General features: G+C 67.7%; 17 protein-coding genes and 3 pseudogenes. 9 read left to right on the top strand and 11 right to left on the bottom strand.

The annotated features are described in order from the left end of the window. Positions 1–471: 471 nt before the first annotated feature. Positions 472–810 (top strand): MerR family transcriptional regulator, encoded by a 339-nt coding sequence (locus AB0I23_RS28640; RefSeq protein WP_359113515.1) that lies wholly within the window; start codon positions 472–474, stop codon positions 808–810. Between the two features lie 326 nt (positions 811–1136). On the opposite strand, the gene AB0I23_RS28635 is transcribed toward AB0I23_RS28640, so the two are convergent. Next, positions 1137–1730: a CGNR zinc finger domain-containing protein gene (locus tag AB0I23_RS28635; RefSeq protein ID WP_359113513.1), complete on the bottom strand. Its 594-nt coding sequence runs from the start codon at positions 1728–1730 to the stop codon at positions 1137–1139. A 139-nt stretch (positions 1731–1869) separates the two neighbouring features. On the opposite strand from AB0I23_RS28635, the gene AB0I23_RS28630 reads away from it, so the two are divergent. After that, a complete protein-coding gene (locus tag AB0I23_RS28630) occupies positions 1870–3132 on the top strand; it encodes an MFS transporter (RefSeq protein WP_359113511.1) in 1263 nt (420 codons plus the stop codon). A 252-nt stretch (positions 3133–3384) separates the two neighbouring features. Here AB0I23_RS28630 and AB0I23_RS28625 read toward each other — a convergent pair. From AB0I23_RS28625 to AB0I23_RS28615, 3 genes and pseudogenes are all read right to left on the bottom strand, one after another. Beyond that, positions 3385–3621, bottom strand: a pseudogene (locus tag AB0I23_RS28625) (transposase); the annotation flags it as partial. A gap of 14 nt (positions 3622–3635) precedes the next feature. Continuing rightward, positions 3636–5379 (bottom strand): annotated as a pseudogene (locus AB0I23_RS28620) (DUF4158 domain-containing protein); the annotation flags it as partial. A gap of 204 nt (positions 5380–5583) precedes the next feature. Next, positions 5584–5799 (bottom strand): helix-turn-helix domain-containing protein, encoded by a 216-nt coding sequence (locus AB0I23_RS28615; RefSeq protein ID WP_327259792.1) that lies wholly within the window; start codon positions 5797–5799, stop codon positions 5584–5586. Between the two features lie 143 nt (positions 5800–5942). Between AB0I23_RS28615 and AB0I23_RS28610 the strand changes: the two are divergent. Beyond that, positions 5943–6401, top strand: a pseudogene (locus AB0I23_RS28610) (single-stranded DNA-binding protein); the annotation flags it as partial. 495 nt (positions 6402–6896) lie between these two features. Next, positions 6897–7910: a DNA-directed RNA polymerase subunit alpha gene (locus AB0I23_RS28605; protein ID WP_359113507.1), complete on the top strand. Its 1014-nt coding sequence runs from the start codon at positions 6897–6899 to the stop codon at positions 7908–7910. A 72-nt stretch (positions 7911–7982) separates the two neighbouring features. Here the strand turns inward: AB0I23_RS28605 and AB0I23_RS28600 are convergent, their stop codons facing one another. Both AB0I23_RS28600 and AB0I23_RS28595 read right to left on the bottom strand, forming a co-directional pair. Further along, positions 7983–8234, bottom strand: coding sequence for a hypothetical protein (locus tag AB0I23_RS28600; RefSeq protein WP_359113505.1), 252 nt, complete (start codon positions 8232–8234; stop codon positions 7983–7985). 629 nt (positions 8235–8863) lie between these two features. After that, positions 8864–9301: a hypothetical protein gene (locus tag AB0I23_RS28595; RefSeq protein ID WP_359113503.1), complete on the bottom strand. Its 438-nt coding sequence runs from the start codon at positions 9299–9301 to the stop codon at positions 8864–8866. Between the two features lie 228 nt (positions 9302–9529). Between AB0I23_RS28595 and istA the strand changes: the two genes are divergently transcribed. Further along, positions 9530–11125 carry an IS21 family transposase gene (gene istA, locus AB0I23_RS28590; protein WP_359113501.1) on the top strand — a complete coding sequence of 532 codons (1596 nt, stop codon included), beginning with the start codon at positions 9530–9532 and terminating at the stop codon, positions 11123–11125. Further along, positions 11122–11892, top strand: a complete 771-nt coding sequence (istB, locus tag AB0I23_RS28585) for an IS21-like element helper ATPase IstB (RefSeq protein ID WP_267007350.1) — start codon at positions 11122–11124, stop codon at positions 11890–11892. Before istA ends, istB begins: the two co-directional genes overlap by 4 nt. An 86-nt stretch (positions 11893–11978) precedes the next feature. On the opposite strand, the gene AB0I23_RS28580 is transcribed toward istB, so the two are convergent. From AB0I23_RS28580 to AB0I23_RS28565, 4 genes are all read right to left on the bottom strand, one after another. Next, positions 11979–12761, bottom strand: coding sequence for an IS630 family transposase (locus AB0I23_RS28580; protein ID WP_359113499.1), 783 nt, complete (start codon positions 12759–12761; stop codon positions 11979–11981). After that, entirely contained in the window at positions 12650–13027 is a 378-nt protein-coding gene (locus AB0I23_RS28575; protein WP_359113497.1) for a helix-turn-helix domain-containing protein, read from the bottom strand. The genes AB0I23_RS28580 and AB0I23_RS28575 overlap by 112 nt, the downstream gene beginning before the upstream one ends. Positions 13028–13208: 181 nt before the next feature. Then, positions 13209–13745 (bottom strand): DUF6882 domain-containing protein, encoded by a 537-nt coding sequence (locus AB0I23_RS28570; protein WP_359113495.1) that lies wholly within the window; start codon positions 13743–13745, stop codon positions 13209–13211. Positions 13746–13826: 81 nt separating this feature from the next. Next, positions 13827–16187, bottom strand: coding sequence for an ATP/GTP-binding protein (locus AB0I23_RS28565; RefSeq protein ID WP_359113493.1), 2361 nt, complete (start codon positions 16185–16187; stop codon positions 13827–13829). 204 nt (positions 16188–16391) lie between these two features. Between AB0I23_RS28565 and AB0I23_RS28560 the strand changes: the two genes are divergently transcribed. Further along, complete coding sequence (locus AB0I23_RS28560) at positions 16392–16673, top strand: hypothetical protein (protein WP_267010014.1); 282 nt, start codon at positions 16392–16394, stop codon at positions 16671–16673. Here AB0I23_RS28560 and AB0I23_RS28555 read toward each other — a convergent pair. After that, positions 16637–18454 (bottom strand): zeta toxin family protein, encoded by a 1818-nt coding sequence (locus tag AB0I23_RS28555; protein ID WP_359113491.1) that lies wholly within the window; start codon positions 18452–18454, stop codon positions 16637–16639. The genes AB0I23_RS28560 and AB0I23_RS28555 overlap by 37 nt on opposite strands. 144 nt (positions 18455–18598) lie before the next feature. Between AB0I23_RS28555 and AB0I23_RS28550 the strand changes: the two genes are divergently transcribed. Both AB0I23_RS28550 and AB0I23_RS28545 read left to right on the top strand, forming a co-directional pair. Beyond that, a complete protein-coding gene (locus AB0I23_RS28550) occupies positions 18599–19966 on the top strand; it encodes a type IV toxin-antitoxin system AbiEi family antitoxin domain-containing protein (RefSeq protein ID WP_359113489.1) in 1368 nt (455 codons plus the stop codon). Between the two features lie 50 nt (positions 19967–20016). Continuing rightward, on the top strand, positions 20017–20961 hold the full coding sequence (locus AB0I23_RS28545; RefSeq protein WP_330481479.1) for a nucleotidyl transferase AbiEii/AbiGii toxin family protein: 945 nt from the start codon (positions 20017–20019) through the stop codon (positions 20959–20961). Positions 20962–20980 lie beyond the last annotated feature (19 nt).

Below are 20980 nucleotides of genomic sequence, written 5' to 3'. Positions count from 1 at the left end.
TGCAGGTCAGTACCCAGCAGCGAAGTCAGTGAGCAGCACCTCGGTGAAGGCGTCGGCTGCGGACGCGCGCACCGGGAGGTTCGGCAGTGGGGTTCTAAGCCAGAGCAAACGCAGGACGGGCGACGGGGCTGGCTGCCGAAGAGTGGCGCTGTCACAGGCCACAGAGCAGTACGCAGGAGAGCAGTACCAGCAGTAGGTAAGTGATTGATCCCAGAGGGAAGAACGGAGGAGCCAGGCGCCATCAGGATCGCCCGGGCGGACGTCTTGAGTCCGGGTACCGCAGGACATCGATAGTGAGGTGGTCTCCGGTCAAGCAACCGCGATCCCCGCACACGCTCTCATCCCCCGTGAGTTGGTGCGGATCAAGAAGGCCGGCGCAGTACCAGGGCCGGCAGATGGTGTAGCAGTTCCTTCGGGGCCCTGGTGCCGTACGGCACCAGGGCCCCTCCACGCGTTCCACAGAGAGGTGCAATGACAGCAGACGACTCGTACGGCCGTCTCGACGACGACGACTACCCCGCCTACACCATGGGCCGGGCCGCCGAAATGCTCGGCACCACCCAGAGCTTCCTCCGCGCCATCGGCGAAGCCCGCCTGATCACCCCGCTCCGATCCGCGGGCGGCCACCGCCGCTACTCCCGCTACCAACTGCGGATCGCCGCACGTGCCCGGGAACTCGTCGACCACGGGACCCCCATCGAGGCCGCCTGCCGCATCGTCATCCTCGAAGACCAGCTCGAAGAAGCCCAGCGCATCAACGCCGAATACCGCCGCACCGCCGAATCAGCGAACCCAACGCCCGCGGCCTGAGACGGCTGGGACCTGCAACTCCCCCAGGAGCTTCGCGGCTGCTACCCACACGTGTTGCCCGGGACGCAAAGCGGCAAAGCGTTCCGGGCAACTTCGTCCTCTGCGGTCCTGGGGCCGAGAGTGACCTACGCATGGAGAGTCACTCTCATAAATGGTCATTTTTGAGAGACTGACCGGGGCCCATGATCATCCGCAGTGTGGGGCACCACGATGCTTGGCGCTGTTCGCGTCACCCTATGAGGTCGGGATCTGGGTCTAGGCATACCGACCTGGGACGTTGATTGAGTCTCGGCGTCGTGAGGCCACGATCGCAGTCGGTGAATGAATCAGGGCTGATGACTCTTCGCCTTCTGCCGAGCGTAGTAAGCACGGGCGCGGTTACGGTCGCCGCAGTCCTTCGTGTTGCACCAGCGGCGGTTCCGCCGCGGTGATGTGTCGAGGTAGACCCAGCCGCACTTGGCGTCTTCGCATTGGTGGAGGCGATCGAGGTCGTCGCGCTGGGTGAGAGTCACAAGCCCGCGGACGATGCGATTGCGGGGCAGGCGGAGGTCGGCGTCCCGGTCTTGCCATTGCCAGCGGCCGCCTGTGTGGACCAGGTCGGCTGCGGCGATCGCCGCCCGGTACATGCTCGCGAGGTCTGCGGCGGCTTCGGGGTCGTCGTCGAAGAGGGCTCCGTAGGCCCTCTCGCGCGCTTCGATGACCTGTTCCCGTTCCCGCTCGGCCCGGGCGCCGTCCCGGCCGGCGAGGTCGTGCAAGGCCGCGGCCTCATCTGTGCTGAGCAGGTCGGATTCAATGCACCACTCGACGACGTCGGAGAAGGTCTTCAGGGCCTCAAGGCGTTCGGGTCCGCCGAGCCGCCAGGCAACGGTGTTTACCAGGTCGAGCATGCGGTCACCCGCGATGTGGCCGAACCTCACCATCAGCTCCTCTCGCCGTCAAAGGCGCTCGCGCCTGTGAGGCAGCTCTCACGGGCAAAAGCATTATTGCATGTGAGGTGATCCTCTTGGCATCATTCCCAATCAGCCAATCACCCATGAGATCACCACGAGGAGAACGATCGTGTCCGTCGCCGCCCTCAGACCCTTCACCGCACTGTGGGCGTCCCAAGCGTCCTCGAACCTCGCCGACGGGGTGTTGCAGGCAGCCGCACCGCTGCTCGTCGCCACGCTGACCCGTGACCCGCTCGTGGTGGCGGGCATGACGGTGGTGCAGTTCCTGCCCTGGCTGCTCGCAACCCTCCCCACCGGCGCGATGGCCGACCGCATGGACAGACGCCGGATACTCATCCTCGGCAACTGGCTGCGCGCGGCGGGGTTCGCGCTGCTCGCCCTCGCCTTGGCCAACGGATGGCACCACGTCGCACTTCTCTACGCCGCAGTGTTCATTGCCGGCTGTGCCGAAACGATGGTCGACAACGCCGCCCTGGCCATCCCGCCCCGTCTCCTGCCCCGCGAGAAGCTCGAGCGCGCCAACGGCAGACTGTTCGCCACGCAGTCCGTCATCAACACTTTCATCGGTCCGCCTGCCGGCGCGGCGTTGTTTGCCCTGGCGGCATCGGCGGCCTTCTACACCGGCGCGGCCGCGTTCGCCCTCGCCGGCCTGGCGGCCCTGCTGCTGCCCGCGCTGCGCCCCACCAGCAAGGAACACGAGCACCGCCGCTCGAACCCGACCACCATCACCCAGGACATCCGCTCCGGATGGGTCCACTTCTGGCGCCACGAACTGCTGCGCCGAGTCGCGTTCATCTCGGCAGCAATCAACTTCTTCAGTGCGGCCACCGGTGGACTCCTCGTCCTGCTGATCACCGGCCCGTACCAACTGGCCATGTCGAGCTATGGCCTGTTCATCGCCGTTCCCGCAGCCGGCGCGATCGCCGGCTCACTGCTCGCCGAACACGTCGTGCCCCGCATCGGAGGCGGCCCCACCACCTGGCTCGCCGCCCTCACCCCGGCCGTCGGCTACGCCATCCTCGGGCTGGGCCACAGCACACCCCTGGCCCTGGCCGCCATGTTCGGCGCCGCTCTTGCCACCTCACTGAACCAGATCGTCGTCAGCACCCTGCGCCAAGCAGCAGTCCCCGACGAACTCCTCGGCCGCGTCACCGCCGCCTACCGCCTAATCGTCCTGGGTGTCGTCCCCCTCGGAGCCCTCGGCGGCGGCCTCCTCGGACGCAGCCTGGGGATCCGTGCCACCTTCATCGCCGCAGCCCTCGGACTCACCCTCGCCGCGATCCCACTCGCCTCCCGGGTCACCACCCAAGGCCTCCGCGATGCTGAAACAACCCCCTCACCCCCGCTCCCGCTTCAAACCGGTTCCCACTGACACCGGCAGCCACGGCACCGGGACCGTCCGCGTGCAGCAACGCGGAGCCGCCATCGCTACCAACCGCTCCCCACGAGTGCCCCGGAAACCGCAGTCACTAGCCTCCGCGTTTCAGTTGAGGGCGGCTGAGCTGGGTTGATGTCGCGGGCGTTGATCGTCGAGTGCTGGGCGAGGGTGGGCATCGCGATGGCCCGGCGCGGTGGTCGGGTTCTCCAAGGTCCTTCGGGTCATGGGCGGTCAGGGGGTCGTCGGTCAGCCGACGGGGCGGGGTAGTGCGGCGAGGCGGTGGAAGGCCGTGGCCAGTTCGTGTCTCCAGGGCCAGGTCGCTGATATTCGTAGATGGAAGCGTCGGCCACCGTGGGTCAGGCGGGCGGCTGCGTGCAGGAGTCGGTAGCGGAGCTTCTTGGGTTCGGCAACGGCCAGGTCGCCGTCCAGCAGCAGTACCCGGGTCCAGGCGAGAAGGTCGATGGCTGCGAGGCTGAGTTCGAGAGTCGGGCCCGTCCGCCTCCCTCGGGGACGACGATCTCCACCCTCGCGCCGTCGCCGGCCTCCTCCAACCGGTCGGCCATCTGCCGCCACGCCGCGTCCAGGGCGCGGGTGAGCTGGGCCAGGTGCTCGCCGACGTCCTCGGTCAGGGACAGGCCCGCCAGCACGTCTGCGCGCATCGCCTCCCATCTCGGGCCATCCAGCAGCCTCGCGCGCGGGTCGGCCCACCGATTCGACGGGGCGGCGAACACATCGCGCCGGTTCAGCGCATGGTGCAGCTGCTCCAGCACACACACCACGTACGCGTCACGGTCGACCGCTCCCTGTGGCAGCTTCGTGTTCGAGAACACCGCCCGCTTCCACATGGCGGGCACCAGCTCGGCGTCGATCTCGCGCGGCAACAGCGGCCGGTCCTTGACCCGGCGGCGCGGAGAGCGCGGGCAGGCGGCGCACCGCCTTCAACAGGCGCCGCCCGGCCGGGGCCGCGCCCAGCGCGTCCGACTCGCCCAACAGTGCCAGGAAGGGGCGCACGGTGTTGTAGCGCAGGGCCAGCTTCTCCCGCATCGCCGCCTCGGCCGACCCGTCATCCTCCGGCACCAGGGCCTCGACGGTCGCGACCGCGCCGGCCACCGCCGTACGCGGCACTGCCTCCTCCACCGCCGCCCACAGTGCGGCCACGTCCAGGTCCGTGCCGTGCTCGGCGACCACGTCCAGCTCCTCGGTGAGGATCTTCGACGCCTTCGCCAGGATGCGCGCCGCTTTCTCCAGCTGCGGCAGCATCGCCAACCGATCCCGCTCCGAGGCCCGCCGCGCGGGGCTGATCAGCCGGTTCGCCATCAGCACCGCGAACAGGTCCAGCGCGTCATCGACCGCCTGCGCCTCCAACTGGCGCACCACCGCCGTCAGCAGCGCGGTCCGCCGGGGCTCGGGCGCCCGCAGAATCGTCTGCGCCTTGCTCAGCTGCCCGTACCGGGCCAGCGTGGACAGCCGGTTCACCGGCACCCTCGACAGGTTCACCCGCCCCAGCGCGAACGCGGAGATCTCCTCCACCCGCTCCATGGCCCGCACCATCGCGGTGCCCGTCGACTTCACCGGCGGTGTGCGCAGCCGCTCCAGCTCCGAGACCCGCTTGCCATCCGGCACCACCAGCAGCCCGGCCAGCGCTGGCGCGAGCGCGGGATCGGCCCGGTGCGCGGCGCGGGCCACCGCCTCGTACACGCGCCGCTCGGCCACCGTGCGGGCCTCCGACACCTGCCGGGCCAGTACCGACACCCCGGGCAGCAGCACCCGGTTCTTGTGCAGCCACGTCACCGCGTGGTTGAACAGGGCCACCGGCCCCTCGGCGTGCGTCCGCGCCCGCCCGTACAGAAAGCCGCGGAACTCCCTGCCCCACCGCCGGGCGGTGAAGTCCCGGTACCTAAAACGCTCCTGGATCTCCGCCGCGTGCTCGTACACCGTCGACCGGCGCTCCGGATACCGCTTCACGCACGAGGCGTCCGCGATGCCGAGCTGCCCGGCCAGGTACTTCACGGCCTCCCACGGCACCGCGAGCGGGTCCTCGCCCAGGAACCGGCCGACGTAGCGGACGGTGCAGATCTGCACCGCCATGCCCAACCGGTGCGCGTCAGTACGACGCAACGCGATCAGATCACGGTCGTCATCGTCGAGGAAGAAGAACCGCTCCAGCTCCGGACGCGTGGGCACCTCGGTGAACGCCCCGGACGCCTCGGCCTGCTCATCAGTCAGAAACTCCACCGGCACGAAGCGGACCGTAGCCAGCACTGACGCCCGCCCGGCGATCTTTCCGTGAACCCCAGCGGAGCCGCCGATCGGCGTGCTAACCGACCATGATCGTTCTCACCGGGATTTCCTGTACCCCAACTACTCACACCCGGGGGCCCAACCTGAGCGTCCGGTCCGGCGGCCCGCGCAGGACTCAACGGCCGAGGCCGCGTCGGGGAACGGTCAGGCGCCGGTCTTCTTGCGCGTCTCGCCGCCGCGGGAGCGGAAGGTCACCCCGGCGTCGGCGAGGAGGCGGTGTACACCGCCGTAGGAGCGGTTCGTGGCTTCGGCGATGGAACGAACGGAGTCACCGTTTTCGTACCTCTTCCGCAATTCCGTGGCGACCTGGTCGCGGGCCGGGCCCGCCATCAGTTTGCGGGCCGGTGTCTTCCTGGACATCAGCGGATTCCCTCCCACAAGGCAGCAGATACCGCCATGATCGCGTGGAGTGGACGGCTGCGGCCACCGATTCGGCCGAACTGTCACTGCCCGCCGGTACGGTGGGCTCATCCACGGTGCGGCAGGTCGAAGGGACGGTAGTCATGGCGGGCGAGACGCTGGTGACGGTGGTGGGCAACCTGACCGCCGACCCCGAACTGCGGTACACCAACTCGGGTATCCCCGTTGTTGGGTTCACGATCGCGTCCACCCCCCGCACCTTCGACCGCGAGCGCAGCGAGTTCGTCGACGGGGAGCCTCTGTTCCTGCGCTGTTCGCTCTGGCGCCAGGCCGCCGAGAATGCAGCCCAGTCGCTGCAGCGTGGGATGCGCGTGATCGTCAACGGCAGGCTCAAGCAGCGCACCTTCGACGACAAGGAGGGCCAGCGCCGCACCGTCGTCGAGGTCGACGCCGAGGAGGTCGCGGCCTCCCTCACCTACGCGAAGGCGGCCGTCACCAAGGTCACCCGCAGTGCCGGCGGCGCCCCGCCCCGCCAGGGACAGGCCCCTGCTGCGGAGTCCCGCCCCGCCGGGCAGGCGCAGGCTCCCGCCGGTGGCGAGCCGCACCCGTTCTAAAGTCCAGCGGCACCTGGAACGGTCCGCGGCCGTTGACCAGATCATGAGCAGGAGAAGATCACGGCGGCACCGCCGCCCCGCCCCCGTCGCTGAGGTGGTCCCCGTGCAGCAGCCGTTTTCGATGGACGACCTCAAGCACGTACGCCTCGCCGCGTAACAGGCGGGCAACCCGTTCTTCGAGCAGGGCCTGGTCAACGAGTCGTACTCCCGCACCCTGTTCTGCGGGCGCGGCGTGCTCTTGGTCGCCATCGCATGGCGCCCCGGCCCGTGGCAGCAGGCACTCGGCCTCTTCGTCTCACCACCGCGCCGGTCTGCGGCCTGACGGCAAAGGCGCCGCGCGCTTCGGGCAACTCTCCTGTCCCGCCGGCTGAGCCGGCACCTGGCGGCGTCGGGCGGTGCGGCCTCTTGTGAGGTCGTATTGCCGATACCGTGTGGTGTCTACGGCGTCAAATAGCGGGCGCCGAAATCTGGAGGCACCACCCCATGCTGATTGCTCAGCGTCCTTCGTTGATCGAAGAGGTCGTCGACGAGTTCCGCTCCCGGTTCGTGATCGAGCCGCTGGAGCCGGGCTTCGGCTACACCCTCGGCAACTCCCTGCGTCGTACGCTCCTCTCCTCGATCCCGGGTGCGGCTGTCACGTCCGTCCGGATCGACGGTGTCCTGCACGAGTTCACCACCGTGCCGGGCGTCAAGGAGGACGTCACCGACCTCATCCTCAACATCAAGCAGCTGGACCTCTCCTCGGAGCACGACGAGCCGGTCGTGATGTACCTGCGCAAGCAGGGTCCCGGCCTGGTCACCGCTGCTGACATCGCCCCGCCGGCCGGTGTCGAGGTCCACAATCCGGACTTGGTCCTGGCCACGCTGAACAGCAAGGGCAAGCTGGAGATGGAGCTGACCGTCGAGCGCGGTCGCGGCTACGTCTCCGCCGTCCAGAACAAGCAGGTCGGCCAGGAGATCGGCCGTATCCCGGTCGACTCCATCTACTCGCCGGTGCTCAAGGTCACGTACAAGGTCGAGGCGACCCGTGTCGAGCAGCGCACCGACTTCGACAAGCTGATCGTCGACGTCGAGACCAAGCAGGCCATGCGTCCCCGTGACGCCATGGCGTCGGCCGGTAAGACCCTGGTCGAGCTGTTCGGTCTGGCGCGCGAGCTCAACATCGATGCCGAGGGCATCGACATGGGCCCGTCCCCGACGGACGCCGCGCTCGCCGCCGATCTGGCGCTGCCGATCGAGGAGCTCGAGCTCACGGTCCGTTCGTACAACTGCCTCAAGCGCGAGGGCGTCCACACGGTCGGTGAGCTTCTCGCCCGCTCCGAGGCCGACCTGCTCGACATCCGCAACTTCGGTGCGAAGTCGATCGACGAGGTCAAGGCGAAGCTGGCCGGCATGGGCATGGGCCTCAAGGACAGCCCGCCCGGATTCGACCCGATCGCCGCCGCCGACGCCTTCGGCGACGCGGACGCGGGCTTCGTCGAGACCGAACAATACTGAACGCTGCGCCGGGTCGCGCGGAGCCGGGAGTCGCCTCCCGGCTCCGCGCGACCAGTCAGGCAAACGGCCACATTACGGCAGCTCAGATGCCCTGCCAGTCATATCCGTTGTTGTGCGGCGCCCCCTACGGGAACCCCCGTCCAGGCGGGCGGCCAGCGCCGTGCGGGCCCGGTGGTCGATCTCGATGAGGTAGGGGGCGACAAAGCGGTGGTAGTCCGCTTTGCGCCTGGTCGGTAGATCCCGCCAGCCGGTGATGCGGCCACGGCAGTGGCGCGCACCGCACCGGCAGGGGGCGGCGAAGTAGTCGACCGAGTAGTTCCGCATCGCATAGTCGAAAGTGATCTCCTCGTCGGCGACTATGGGTGTTCACGACGAAGTCGTGCGCACCGCTGAAATTGAGGCGGATCCCGCAATTCGGTTCACATGAGTGGTTCACCTTCGGGACGAGCCCGCCGTGCAACACGAAACGCTCCGCACCGACCTGGGAGGCGTGCGAGTGGTTGCGGTCCAGTTCACAGTCGATGACACCGGCCATCACCGTCTCATCGATCCCGAAGGGCCGGGTGGCGAAAACACCCTCGCCTTTCTCGTTTGTTCCCCGTAGTTCGAAGCCGTCATCCATCGTCGCCTGCTCTCTGAGGGGATCAGCACGCCCGCGGGCGGTCTCGCCGCGGGCACGACAGATCGACGCGCCGCCGAGGATCTCCCCGACCGCGGTCCGCTGATCTTGCACCACACCCGATCGGCCATGGCCCTTTCAGGACCGGACGATCACTGTCAACGGCCTCGGATCGGCCACCACCGGCTCACATTTTTTGATCTTGCGCACCTATCGGTCGTTAGCGGCGCAAACCACCCCTGACCGTCCGGATGGAGCGGTCGTCGGACGGCGGCGCCGCACCGGTGGTCCGGCGAGTTCTCCGTGTACTGGCGTGACGCCCTGGCCACGGTGATCATCGGGTGTTGCGTAGGCCGTCCCGTCTTGCGATGACCAGGTCCCGCCACCGCTGGCGGGTGGGCCGTTCGCCGTCGATCCACCTGGCCTGTGAGGAGGTGCCGAGTGGAACTCCTGCCATGAAGTGGGCGATGTCGACGTAGTAGGCGTAGTAGCCCTCGCGGGTCAGTTCCCGCAGCCGGCTGATGCTGGCAGCGGTCCCTTCCGTATTGTCGCGGATGGCGTGGTGGAAGGAGAGGGCCAGTTCGAGCTTGGCCTGGGCGAAAACCAGCCCGGAGGTGCTGATGTCGGCGGCCAGTACCTGTGCGCGGTCTTCAAAGCCGGTGCCGGTGCCGGCGTCGCGCAGAAGGGCGGCGTGTGAGCGGTCAGAATTTTCCCCGCGATCTGCATGATCAGCGTCAGGTAATTCCCCACCCTCGCGGTCACGGTTCCCCACTGGGGCGCTGACCAGTGACGGTGCCGCTGACCATGCTCGAACCAGCCTGATGTTCCCTGTATCGGGTGGTTTGAGCTGCTGTTGGATCTTCCTTGCGAATCGGTCGGGTTCCCCATGGGCATGCCGGTGTCCGGGTTGAGGGTCCTGTCCTCTCGGAGTCGTCGCGGTCCCTTGACCTGCGAGCCGAGAGGTCAACGGGCACACCGGATGGCAAGGAGAACATTCACCGTGGTCGATATCGTCGAGATCTACGTGCACTGGTACGCGGGCCGGTCCAAGAGTCAGGTGTCCGCCTCGCTGGGGGTGGACCGCAAGACGATCCGAAAGTACTTGGCGCCGGCGGAGGCGGCCGGGATCACCCCGGGCGGGCCGCCGATGAGCGAGACAGACTGGGCCAAGCTGCTCAAGAGCTGGTTCCCGGAGCTCGCCAGCCGGAAGCTGAACCAAGTCAGGTGGGGAGAGATCGAGCCGCACCGCGAGTACGTCAAGGACCTGCTGAGGACCACGACAGTCACCACGATCCATCAACGGCTGCGGGACGAAGGCAAGTTGAAGGTGTCGCTGTCGACGTTCCGTCGCTGGGCAACCGAGAACCTGCCCGACGAGACGGCCCGCGCCAAGGTCACGGTGCTACGAGACGACGTCGAGCCGGGCTCGGAGGCCCAGATCGACTACGGCTTCCTGGGGCAGTGGTTCAACCCAACTACCGGTAAGCGGCACCGGATTTGGGCGTTTGTGTTGGTGCTGCCCACCTCGCGGCACATGTTCGTACGCCCCGTGCTGAACATGGATCAGCACTCGTGGACCGTCTCGCACGTGGAAGCCTTCCGCTTCTTCGGCGGCGTCCCGCGGCGTCTGGTGCCGGACAACCTCAAGACCGGAGTGGACAAGCCCGACCTCTACGACCCGCAAATCAACAAGTCGTACGCCGAACTCGCCACGTATTACGGCGCGTTGGTCGATCCAGCGAGGGCTATTCATCCAAAAGACAAGCCCAGAGTGGAGCGGCCGATGCCCTATGTTCGTGATTCGTTCTGGAGCGGGCGCCAGTTCACCTCGCTGGAGCACATGCAGGCCGAGGCCCTCCTCTGGAGTAGGAACGTAGCTGGTCAGCGGCAGTGCCGGCCGCTGGGCGGGGCGAAACCGCTGGCGGTCTTCGAGGCGGTGGAAGCCGAAGCCCTGCTGCCGCTGCCGCCCGAGCCGTTCGTGCTGGCCAGATGGTCGAAGGCCGCGGTCGGTCCGGACATTCACGTCAAGGTTGGCCGCACCTTGTATTCGGTACCCTGGAAGCTCGTCGGGCGGCGCGTCGACGTCCGCTCCACCGCCACGATGGTGCAGATCTTCCACGAGGGCGAGCTGGTCAAGACGCACGCCGCCCTGGAGCAGGGGAAACGCACCGACAGAGGCGACTACCCGCCCGAGAAGATCGCTTTCCAGATGCGGACGCCGATCTGGTGCCGCGGCCAAGCCTCGCAGGTCGGCGATTCCTGCCGGGAGGTGATCGACCAGCTGTTGGAGGTCAACGCGCTCTACCGGCTCCGGGCCGCCCAAGGGGTCCTCGGCCTGCGGAAGAAGTACGGCGACACACGGCTGGAGGCCGCCTGCAGGAAGGCGACCGCCGTCGGGGACCCGTCCTACCGCACGGTCAAGGGGATCCTGGTCGCCGGCACCGAGACCGACCCCGAGCCGGACACCGGCGACGCAGGGGCCGCGGCCTTCCTGCACGGACCCGAGGGACTGTTTGCCGCCGACATCCCCGCCCAGAGGCCAGTCGAACTTCACGACGACCAGGGCCACGGCGATGCCGAGGAGGCCACCCGATGAGCGTGATGACCACCGCCCTGCGCGAGTCGCTCAAGACTCTGCGACTTTCGGGGATGCTCGAGACGCTCGACGCCCGTCTCACTCAGGCCCAGGGCGGCGAACTCGGCCACCTGGACTTCCTCCAGGTCCTCTGCCAGGACGAGATCACCCGCCGTGAAACCGTCGCCCTCGAACGGCGCCTGCGCCGGGCCAGGTTCGAGCAACAAGTCACCTTGGAGGGCTTCGACTTCCACGCTTCTCCGAAGCTGCCCGCCGCCCAGATCCGTGACCTCGCGGCCTTGCGCTGGCTCCACTCCGGCGAGTCCGTAATTTTGTTCGGACCCGTCGGCGTCGGGAAGACACACGTCGCGCAAGCTCTCGGTCACCAAGCCATCCGGCAGGGCGCCAACGTCCGCTTCGCCAAGACCAGCCGGATCCTGGGCGAACTCGCGGGCGGCCACGCGGACCGCACCTGGGACAAGCGCATGCGCGACCTCATCCGTCCCGACGTGCTCATCCTCGACGACTTCGCGATGCGCCAGCTGTCCGCTTCCCAGGCCGATGACCTCTACGAACTCGTCTCCGAGCGGCAAGGCCGATCCTTGATCATCACCAGCAACAGGGCTCCCAGCGACTGGTATCCGCTCTTTCCCAACCCGGTTGTCGCCGAGTCGCTCCTGGACCGGCTGATCAACGCCAGCCACCAGATCATCATGAACGGCCCCAGCTACCGCCCCAACAAGCGGCCGCGAAACCCCGGCGACAAAAACGGAACGGCACCCTCATAAGAGGACAGGCCGCAGAGTCAGCGGGTCGCGCCTGGGCCCTGAAGAGCCCAGGCGTCGGGCATGGCCAGGCTAGTAGACCGTCGCGGCTAATTTTTGGGATAGAGGTGGCGCAGTTTGATGCGTGCGTCGTGGGTGGTGAACTGCCAGTTCACCTGACGTTGGTTGGTGTTGGTGGCGTTTTGCCAGGCCGAGAGTTCGGTGTTGAGGTTGTCGAGGTTGCTGATCCGGCGGTCGAGGCATTGCCGGGTCAGCGCGGAGAGTTCGATCTCGGCGATGTTGAGCCATGACCCGTGTTTGGGCGTGTGGTGGATCTCGAGGCGTTGGGCCAGGGCGAATGCTTCTTCTGGTTCGAATGCCTCGTACAGTGAGGCGATGCCGTGGGTGTTGAGGTTGTCCATCACCAGCACCACGGCCTCGGCGTCGGGGTAATCCACGCTCAGCAGCTGCTTGACCTGGCCGGCCCAGTCGATCCGGGTCCGCTGGGACAGTGCCTGAACGCGACGCCACCCGCGAAGGGGTTCGGTCCACACGAAGATCGAGCACGTGCCGCAGCGGATGTACTCGCTGTCCTGGCAGGCATCGCGACCAGGGCGGGCCGGGAGCGGGGCGCGGGCATGGTCGAGGAGCTGGTAGGGCTTCTCGTCCATGCACACCACGGGACGTGCCGGATCGTAGGGCCGGGCGTAGATGGCCAGCACGTCTTCCATCCGGGCCGCGAACTCCGCGTTCGCTCGTGGTGGGATGGTCCAGCACTTCTTCAGATGAGGGCGCAGTTCCGTTTTTTTAGGACCCGCCCGATGGTGGAGTGGTCCAGATCGGGGATGTCCTCGACCAGCGCGACGTGCTTCTCCAGCAGCCGCAGCGACCACCGGGTATAGCCCTGGGGTGGCTGTGAGCACGCCATTGCGATCAGCCGGGCTTCGACCTCGCCGGTCACCGGCGAGGGCACCGGTGGGAGGTCGCGCTTCTTCCGCGCGATCGTGGCGTGAACATCGCCACCGGTCTCGGCGAAACGCTTGGCGACCAGCCGCAACGTCTCACCGGAGACACCGAGCCGGGCCGCGATCACCTCCTTGGAATCCACGTCACCCACCGAGGTATCCAGTGCAAGCAGCACCCGCGCACGCATGATCATCGAGGCTCCACGAACACCTGTCGTGGTCACCCGGACCAACTCCTCACGATCCTGCGCGGTCAACCTGACCGGCCGCTTCTTCTGTGAACCCACAACAACAGTCCTATCTGGCAGGGGGGAAGGAATCTGCCAGACACCAACCTCCCAGCCAGACACGCCATAACTAAGCAGCGACACGCTACTAGTTGATGTTGAAGGTGGAAACACTGCCGTCTGCGGCGGTCAGAGTGACCGGACCGAACGTGATGATCACGGCGGAGTTGTTCCCCGGGCCCTTGTAATAGCCGATCGCTTTGGTGACCCGAACGGCCAAGGCCACGAGTGACGAAGCAGCCTTCTCATCAACTTCGATCTTCGGCTGGGCGAGGTGGGGATGCCCGTGAGCTTCCGCCCAGTCCCGGAAGATGCCAGCGTCGCGGCTCATCTCGGGGAGGATGCTCGTGTTGGCCCAGGACCACAGCCATGAGCCCGAGGTGTGGCTGAAGCTGCCGAGGATCTGCGCCGGTGCCGTCGCCGTCTTATCGGGGAACGTCCAGGTGATGATGCCGGTCGTCTGATCGAGATCCCAGCGATCCGCAGATCCCAGCCCCCAAGACATGTGCGCACGACCCAGCTGGTCGATCATGTCCTCACCCTGCAGCAGCAACGTGCTCAAGTCGGCTCTCTCTCCGGCCTGACCAGCACTCTCCGCTTTCTTGGCCCGCTTGAAAATTCCCATTTTGCGGAGTCTGCCAGAGGCCACCAACCAGTCGACGATGGCCCCTCGCACCCGACACTTCACCACCGACAAGCTGGGGAATTACGTGACCAACCGGCCGGGGAAATACGTGATCGTCGACACGGCGATCCGGACGTCCACGGTGGCGGCCCGCAGGTCGACGTGAGCCAGGAGTTCTTCGGCGAGCTCGATCTCATCGTTGGCGGTTCGGGGATCGGCAAAGGCGAGCGTGAAGGCCCGCATGGACTGGGACATGGCCGCCTCACCTTTCTTCCCGTGTTCTTCGCCTTCCAGCCGAGCATCCAGGAAGGCCTCGGCGCCTCGGGTCACGTCGCCTTGGACCCACCACACGTCGCCCTTTACACGGTGGTGGCGGCCCTCCCAGCCCAGTCGTTCGGCGGCCTGGAGTGCGGTGGGGAAGTCGCCGGCGAGGCGGGACAGGTGCGACAACCCGCGACGTGCGTTGTGTGCGAGGCGGCCGCCCCCGACGACCACGACCTGCATCCCCCGACGCGAGGCTTCGGTGCGTCCGAGATCGCGCTGGGCCTTGGCCAGGTAGTAGACACCCATCTCGTGCAGTTCGGCGGGCAGCAACCCGGTGCCGACAACTGCGGCCAGGCGCTCCGCGGTGTGCTCCCGGTTTTCGTGCTGGCGGCGGGCGAGCGCGCTGAGCATCTCCACCAGAGCGTCCGCGGCTGTCGCCAGAGTGCCGGCGGCCTCCTGCCGGGCTGCAGGGGTGAGCGGTTCCCACACCGAGTCGCTGATGTAGGCCCAGGCGGCGTCGGCGAGCCAGCCGAGGTCCAGGCGGAAATCGCGCGCAACGGCCAGGCCCTGGCGCAGACACCCGACCAGCAGCACCCGGCCCGGGCCCATGGTGGTCGTCCACTGCTCGCCCAGGCCCGCGAAGGCCCGCTCGCCTGCCTGCTGCCAGTCGCGCGATGACCAGCGGTCATCGGTCTGGTCGTCGGCGGTTCGGATGGTGGAGCGGATCAGGTCATGGAGGTGGAACGGCCACAGGCCGAACTCGTTCCTTCGGACGAAGGGCCGCTCCAGCAGGCGCAGAGCCGGAGCCTCGTGGCTCATACCCGCGGCCCGGGTCGCCAGGGGCAGGTCGAAGGAGTCGAGGAGCGCGACGGAGCGCAAGACGTGTCGCTCGTCGGGGGTGAGATCGGACAGTGTGCGGGCGATCAGGGCTGGGAAGTCGACGTCGAAGTCGGCTGGCTGCGGGGTGCGGCCGGTGCGGCGGATCTCCAGGAAGCGCATCACCGCCAGATCGAGGTAGAGGGGCAGGCCGTGGGAGCGGTCGGCGATTACGGTGCGCAGGGGTTCGCTGATGAGGGGCCGGCCGCTGTGGGTGAGGCGGCGGGCGAGGTAGTCCTTGCAGTCCTCGGGGCTGAAGTCGCCGATCAGGATCTGCCGCCCTCGCCCCACACCGGCCGTGGAGCGGGGGGCGGGGATGTCGTGGGTGGCCAGGCCGGGCCATGCTGAAGGTCCCGTCCAGTCGAGCTGTCCCTGCAGGCCTTCATCGGCCCATTGCAGCCTGCTGCGTCCGGTGACGAGGAAGAACGCGTTCGGCATGAGCCACACCACGCGCTGCAGGAGGCGCTCCAGATCGCGGTGAGTGCGATCGCCGGTGTCCTCGAAGGTGTCCAGCAGGATCACCGGCACGATGCGCTTGTCCGCCGGGAGCTGGGCGAGCTCCCAGGCCAGCAGGTGCGGGTAGTACGACAGGGCGTCCACATCGGGCTCGGCCTGCAAGAGGTCGGCCAGGCGCATGCACCCTGCGAGAGCCCGAACGGACTGCCGATGCTCGCGCAGGGCACGCACCAGCGAGCCGGTCACTTCACCGACGACGGATCCGACGGTGCCCGGCAGAAGCAGGGCCTGGGCGATGTCACCGAGCGCGGACTGCATCTGCTGCGGCAGTGCCTTACCGAACCGGGAGGCGAGGCCGCCACGGCGCAGGTACTCCTCCAGGGGTTCGCCGGGGTGCTGGTGCTCCCAGTAGCGGCGCAGCGCGAGGTCGAAAGCGGGCAGGGGACGGCCGAGTTCGGCGAGCGCGAGCCGGATGGTGAGGATGACATGTTCGAAGTCGGTGCCGGCCGAGCGGGCGAGGTCGATCCGTACGGGGAGGATCCGCTCGCCGGCCCAGGTCGGTTCGCCCCACTGGGTGGGCCGGCGTTCCGCACTGCCGAGCGCGGCCTCAAGTTTGCGGGACAGCGTGGTCTTGCCGATGCCGCCAACTCCGTGGAAGACCATCACGTTGTTCCGTGGTGCTTCGAGGTCCTCGACGTCGAAGGCCGGGTCGGCGGTGTGCCGCAGGTGCTCGGTAAGCGCGGCAGCGATCAGCTCCCACTGCGCCTGCCGGTTCGTGAATGCCTCCTCGGTGGCCAGGTTCCGGTCGTTCGTGCTGAACAGCGCCCGCAGATCCCGACCTGCCACGTCAACCCCCCAATGATGATCACCTTGCCCCAACCTATGTCCGCCTGGGGCCTCTTGGGCAAGCATCCCCAGAATGGGGCAGTGCCCACAGGTGCCGGCCCCTCGAGCGCGCCGTGTCGCGGTGAGGTGGCCTGGCTTGCCGCAACGAGCCGGGAGGACAATGGCCATTTCCATTCATGATCAACAATAGAGGTGGCTAACGCCGTGTCCGACCCTCACGCAGGACCCCCCGACTACTCCCACCTGGACGGCGGGGAAGACCAGCTGGCACTGGACGCCGTACGGGCAGTGGTGAACTGGTACAACGCCCAGATCGCCGAGGAGCACAGGGCCCCGGTACCCGACGATGCCCGCATGGAGGAGCTGAAGGCCGCACGGCAGGCCGCGCTCTTGGATCAGGGAAGTCTGGAGACGGCCGGGCCTGAAGAGGTGGCACGCATCGCAGCCCTCTATGCCGCCCAGCTCAAGGACCTGACCAGCTCGTAATCCCCGGCACGGGGGAGAGGCAGCGGCCAGGACGACGGGTGCGGGCGGCCGATGCGGGCTGCCTGCATCCCGGCGGGCATCAGCGGGCGGGCCAGTGCGGCGATCTCATCCAGCTCCGTGCGGTGCTGCGGCAACGCCCTGCACAGCGCGCGGTGAAGCGCGAAGAACCGTGCGGCCTCGTGCTCCGTGTACGGACGGAGCCGCTCCGCCGCCAGTGCCCACGCCGCCTGCCGCCCGCGACCACTGGATCCCTCGTGGCGCAGCAGGGCCTGGCCATCACGCCGGACCACCGTCACGGCAGCGACACCCGGATGCGACTGAGCCATCTCCACGATGTCGGCGACGGCCCGGAAACATACGTCGTGCCCGACGCCAGAGGTGAACCGCGCCGGGAGACCGGCCTGCAGGGCGCGGGCGTACCGCAGCGCCGTCGCAAGGCGGCTGTCGGCCTCCCGGACGGCCACGATCACCAGGTCGAGCGGGTATGCGGCCTGGTGGAACGGCAGAGCACTGTGCAGGAACGCCTCCGTGCTGCCCGGGGCGGCTTCGATCAGCACGTCACCGCGCCGGGACCTCACGTACGCCTCGGCCTCGGTCATCCAGGCGCGGTAGTCGGCACGGATTGCCGCGCCCGCGCCCCGGGGATTCTCCGTCAGCAGCTTCGAGTAGTCCGGATGCGACGCCTTGAAGTCGTCGCCCACCAAATGCGTCGCCCCCGGCCGCATCGCGCGCTTCACCAAACGGGCGATCGCCGTCTTGCCTGCCCCTGGCTGCCCCAGTACGTACACCGCTTGGGGGGCCTGTCGCGGGGTGATGCTGCTCAGATACGACGGCGCGATCAGCTCGTCGAAGATCCACCGGTGCTCGTCGGCCGACAGACGGTGGTAGTCGACCCCAGGCGCCTCGCGGCGTGCTTGCGCGATACGGCGCACCGGCTCGGCCAGGGCCGCAGCGCGCTCACTGTCCCGCTGGACGGCCAGGCGCCGGTCATCGCAGAGCGGTTCACGGTGGAGCCGCTGATCAGTGCGGGCGAGCTCCTGTCGGAACACTGCCGTCTCCCGCGCCGTCCACGGCCGCGACCGCTCCGCCGCCACCGCCTTGTCCGCAGCGGGCCGCCGCCGCCAGGCGCCATCGGCGAGCTCGTTGTCGTACAGCACGGTGCCGTCTCGGCGCACGACGGTGATCCGGTCCACCAGCTGCTCGGCCTCCATGGCGGCCAGTGTCCGCAGCATTCCCCTTGCGCAGGCGTCATGGTTCTCCCAGGACACATACCGGCCGCCCCCTTCGATCGCCTCGGTGAGGAACCGGTCCAGCAGTCCGAGCTGGCTCAGGGCCTCCGGCGTCGCCACGGCCACTACTTCGATGCGGGAGCCTGCCTGTCGGTATGCGACAGCTGACCTGCGGAAGTCGTCGGGATCGGCTGCGGACGCCTCAACCACCGCGTCGAACCCGTGGGTCCGGGCGTACTCCTCTACTGCGGCCTGCCAACGCCTGGTGTCCGGCCGCACTTTCATTCCGGCCGTGCGGACGTCGGCGGCCAGCAGTTCGGGGTAGCTCCGGTGTGCAGCCTTGTACAGATCGCTGCCGACCCGCACCGCGCCACCCCGGCGGTTCAGCACCGCCTGGACAAGATCCGCGATCTCGGTCTTTCCGGCGCCCGGCTGCCCGATGACGATCACGACGACCGGTCGAGCCTGCGGGACGGCATCCTGGGCCCACGTCGGCAGGATTGTCCCGGTCAGGACGCTGCGGCTCTCGTTGTCCTGCAGAACCACCGGCATGACGCCCCGCTCCCCCATTGACCTTCCCCCTACGTTTCACCGTTAACAGCAAAAGTATCAGTTGATCATTCGTGATGCAGCGTTTGTATCATTCTAGTGGTAGCAAACGCTGCACCGTGTGGATTTGGTTGTTACGATTGCTGCATGGAACGGAGTGAAGCGATCAGGGCGATCAGCACCATCGCCGCCGACCAATGGGGCCTGGTGACCACAGCCCAGGCCGAAGCTGCTGGCGTCTCCCGCGTCGACCTCGCCCGCCTCGCCGACGCCAACCTGCTCGACCGCGCTGCACGCAGCGTCTACCAGGTACCCGGCGCCACTCCCGCCGCCCACCTCGACATCAAGGTGGCCTGGCTGCGGCTGGACCCCGCCGTCCCGGCATGGGAGCGGCGGATCGGGGATGACCGCTCCGGCGTCGTCTCCCACGCCTCCGCCTGCCAGCTCCACGACGTGGGTGACATCCCGGCCGACGACGTCGAGCTCTCTGTACCTCGGCGCCGTACGACCCGCGAGCCGGGCGTCTCCTTTCACCGGGCCGTCGTCCCGACGCAGGACATCACGGTCATCGAAGGCCTGCCGGTCACCACCGTGGACCGCACCATCTGCGACCTCCTGCACGCCCGGGCTGACGCAGGCCACATCGGCCGTGTCATCGCGGACGCAGACCAGCGGGGACTGATCGACACCCGCAGCCTGGCCCCACGCGTCCAGCCCTACGCACGTTTCTACGGGATGCCCCGAACCACCGAAGGCACCGACCTCCTGGAATCCCTGGCAGATCAGGCCGGCTTCACGCTCAGGGACCAGCAGATGACCGCCGCCGGCGAACGAGCCGCCCTCGCCTCCGCCCTCAACCCCGAACTCGCCCTCGAGGCACTACTACGCACCGATCTTTCTCACCTCGACGCGTCCGCACCGTCCTCGACCCTCGCAGCACTCCAGGAGCACGTACGACGGAGCTCGGTCGATCCGCAGACTGTTGCCGCATCAGCAGCTGGCGCTCTCGCAGCACTCCAGGAGCACGTACGACGGAGCCCGGTCGATCCGCAGACTGTTGCCGCATCAGCAGCTGGCGCCCTCGCAGCACTCCAGGAGCACCTTCAGCGGAGCCCGGTCGATCCGCAGACTGCTGCCGCAGCAGCAGCTGGCGCCCTCGCAGGACTCTCGGAGCGCCTCGGAGACGCTGGCCTGTGGCAGAGGAGCCCCCATCTGGCGGGGCTAGCGGCCGCCGCGGCCGGCTCTTCTGCGGTGTCGCGCCAGGAGCGGCTGATCGCGAGCGTTCTGCGCGCGCAGAACGCGGCAGGTACCCCCGCGAGTCTGTCGAATGCTGCGCTGCGAAAGGCAATCCTGGATGCCCGACCCTCACTAGGAACGATGTCTCAGGAGAGTCGTATCCGCGCTGCCGTGACCGCGCTCGCCGCCCTGAGCGACCACGATGAAACCGCGGCGCCGGCCTCCTCCCCAGGTGATGAGGAGTCAACTCGTCCCGCATCGGACGGGAATAGTGGCTAACTCGTAGGCTGTGGCGCTGCATTGTCCCTATTGTTGGGCTTTCCAGTGCGATGGCCCGGGGAGTCACGATCACCACGACAGACGGCAAGGTCTACAACAGCCCCGCAGCGTTCGAAAGAGCGCTCAAGGAACGCGCAAAGACCATCGCCAAAACCCAAGGCGGAGCCGCTAGTGCGGTAATGCGCGGCTTCTTCTTCCAGCGACTGACCGCCCGGGTCTTCACCGAAGACCCGGACGGGTGGCTCCTCAAAGGCGGACAAGCACTCCTCGTCCGCTACCCGGCCCGCGCACGGCTCAGCAAAGACATCGATCTCCAACGCCTCGAAGGCGACCCCAGCGAAGCGCTCGCCGCACTTCTGAAAGCGGCCACGACTGACCTCGGGGACCACCTGAACTTCGTGCCCCGACAGCTGAAGCCACACGGCAACAACGCCGAAGGCGTGAACCAGCCCTTCGATGTCCTCATCGGAACCCGCAAGGTCGACACCATCCACGTCGACCTCGTCACCAAGCGCAACATCACCGCAACCCCGCAAGCCGTCCAGCTCACGCCGCGGCCCGATCTCCCCTGGCCCACCGACTGGCCCAAAATCAGGCTCTACCCCCTCGTCGACCACCTCGCCGACAAGATCTGCGCCATGTACGAATGGGGAACCAGCAGCCCGTCCAGCCGCTTCCGTGACCTCGCCGACATCCTGCTCATCAGCCAGAACGAAACCATCGACGCTGCCGAAGCGCACCACGCTCTGCACACCGAAGCAGCCATCCGTCGCACCCACACCACCATCGAGCTGCGCCTGCCCCATCAGTTCGAGATGCCACACGAGTCCTGGCCGAGCGGCTACGCCAAAGCAGCCAAGGACGTCGCCGGCCTAAACGGCTGCGAAACGTGGGACACGGCCTTTCCTGGCGCGCATGCATTCGTCAGCCCGCTGCTGGGCCCATCTTTCACTGGAGCATGGAATCCCAGCACTGGAGAGTGGGATCTGCGCTGAACCGTTCGGGGCGGGCGGG

This window comes from Streptomyces atratus (genome assembly GCF_040655115.1).
In the GTDB taxonomy this organism is placed as follows: domain Bacteria; phylum Actinomycetota; class Actinomycetes; order Streptomycetales; family Streptomycetaceae; genus Streptomyces; species Streptomyces atratus_D.
Note: the sequence above shows the minus strand (reverse complement) of the source record. Positions and strands in the feature narration are given on the sequence as shown.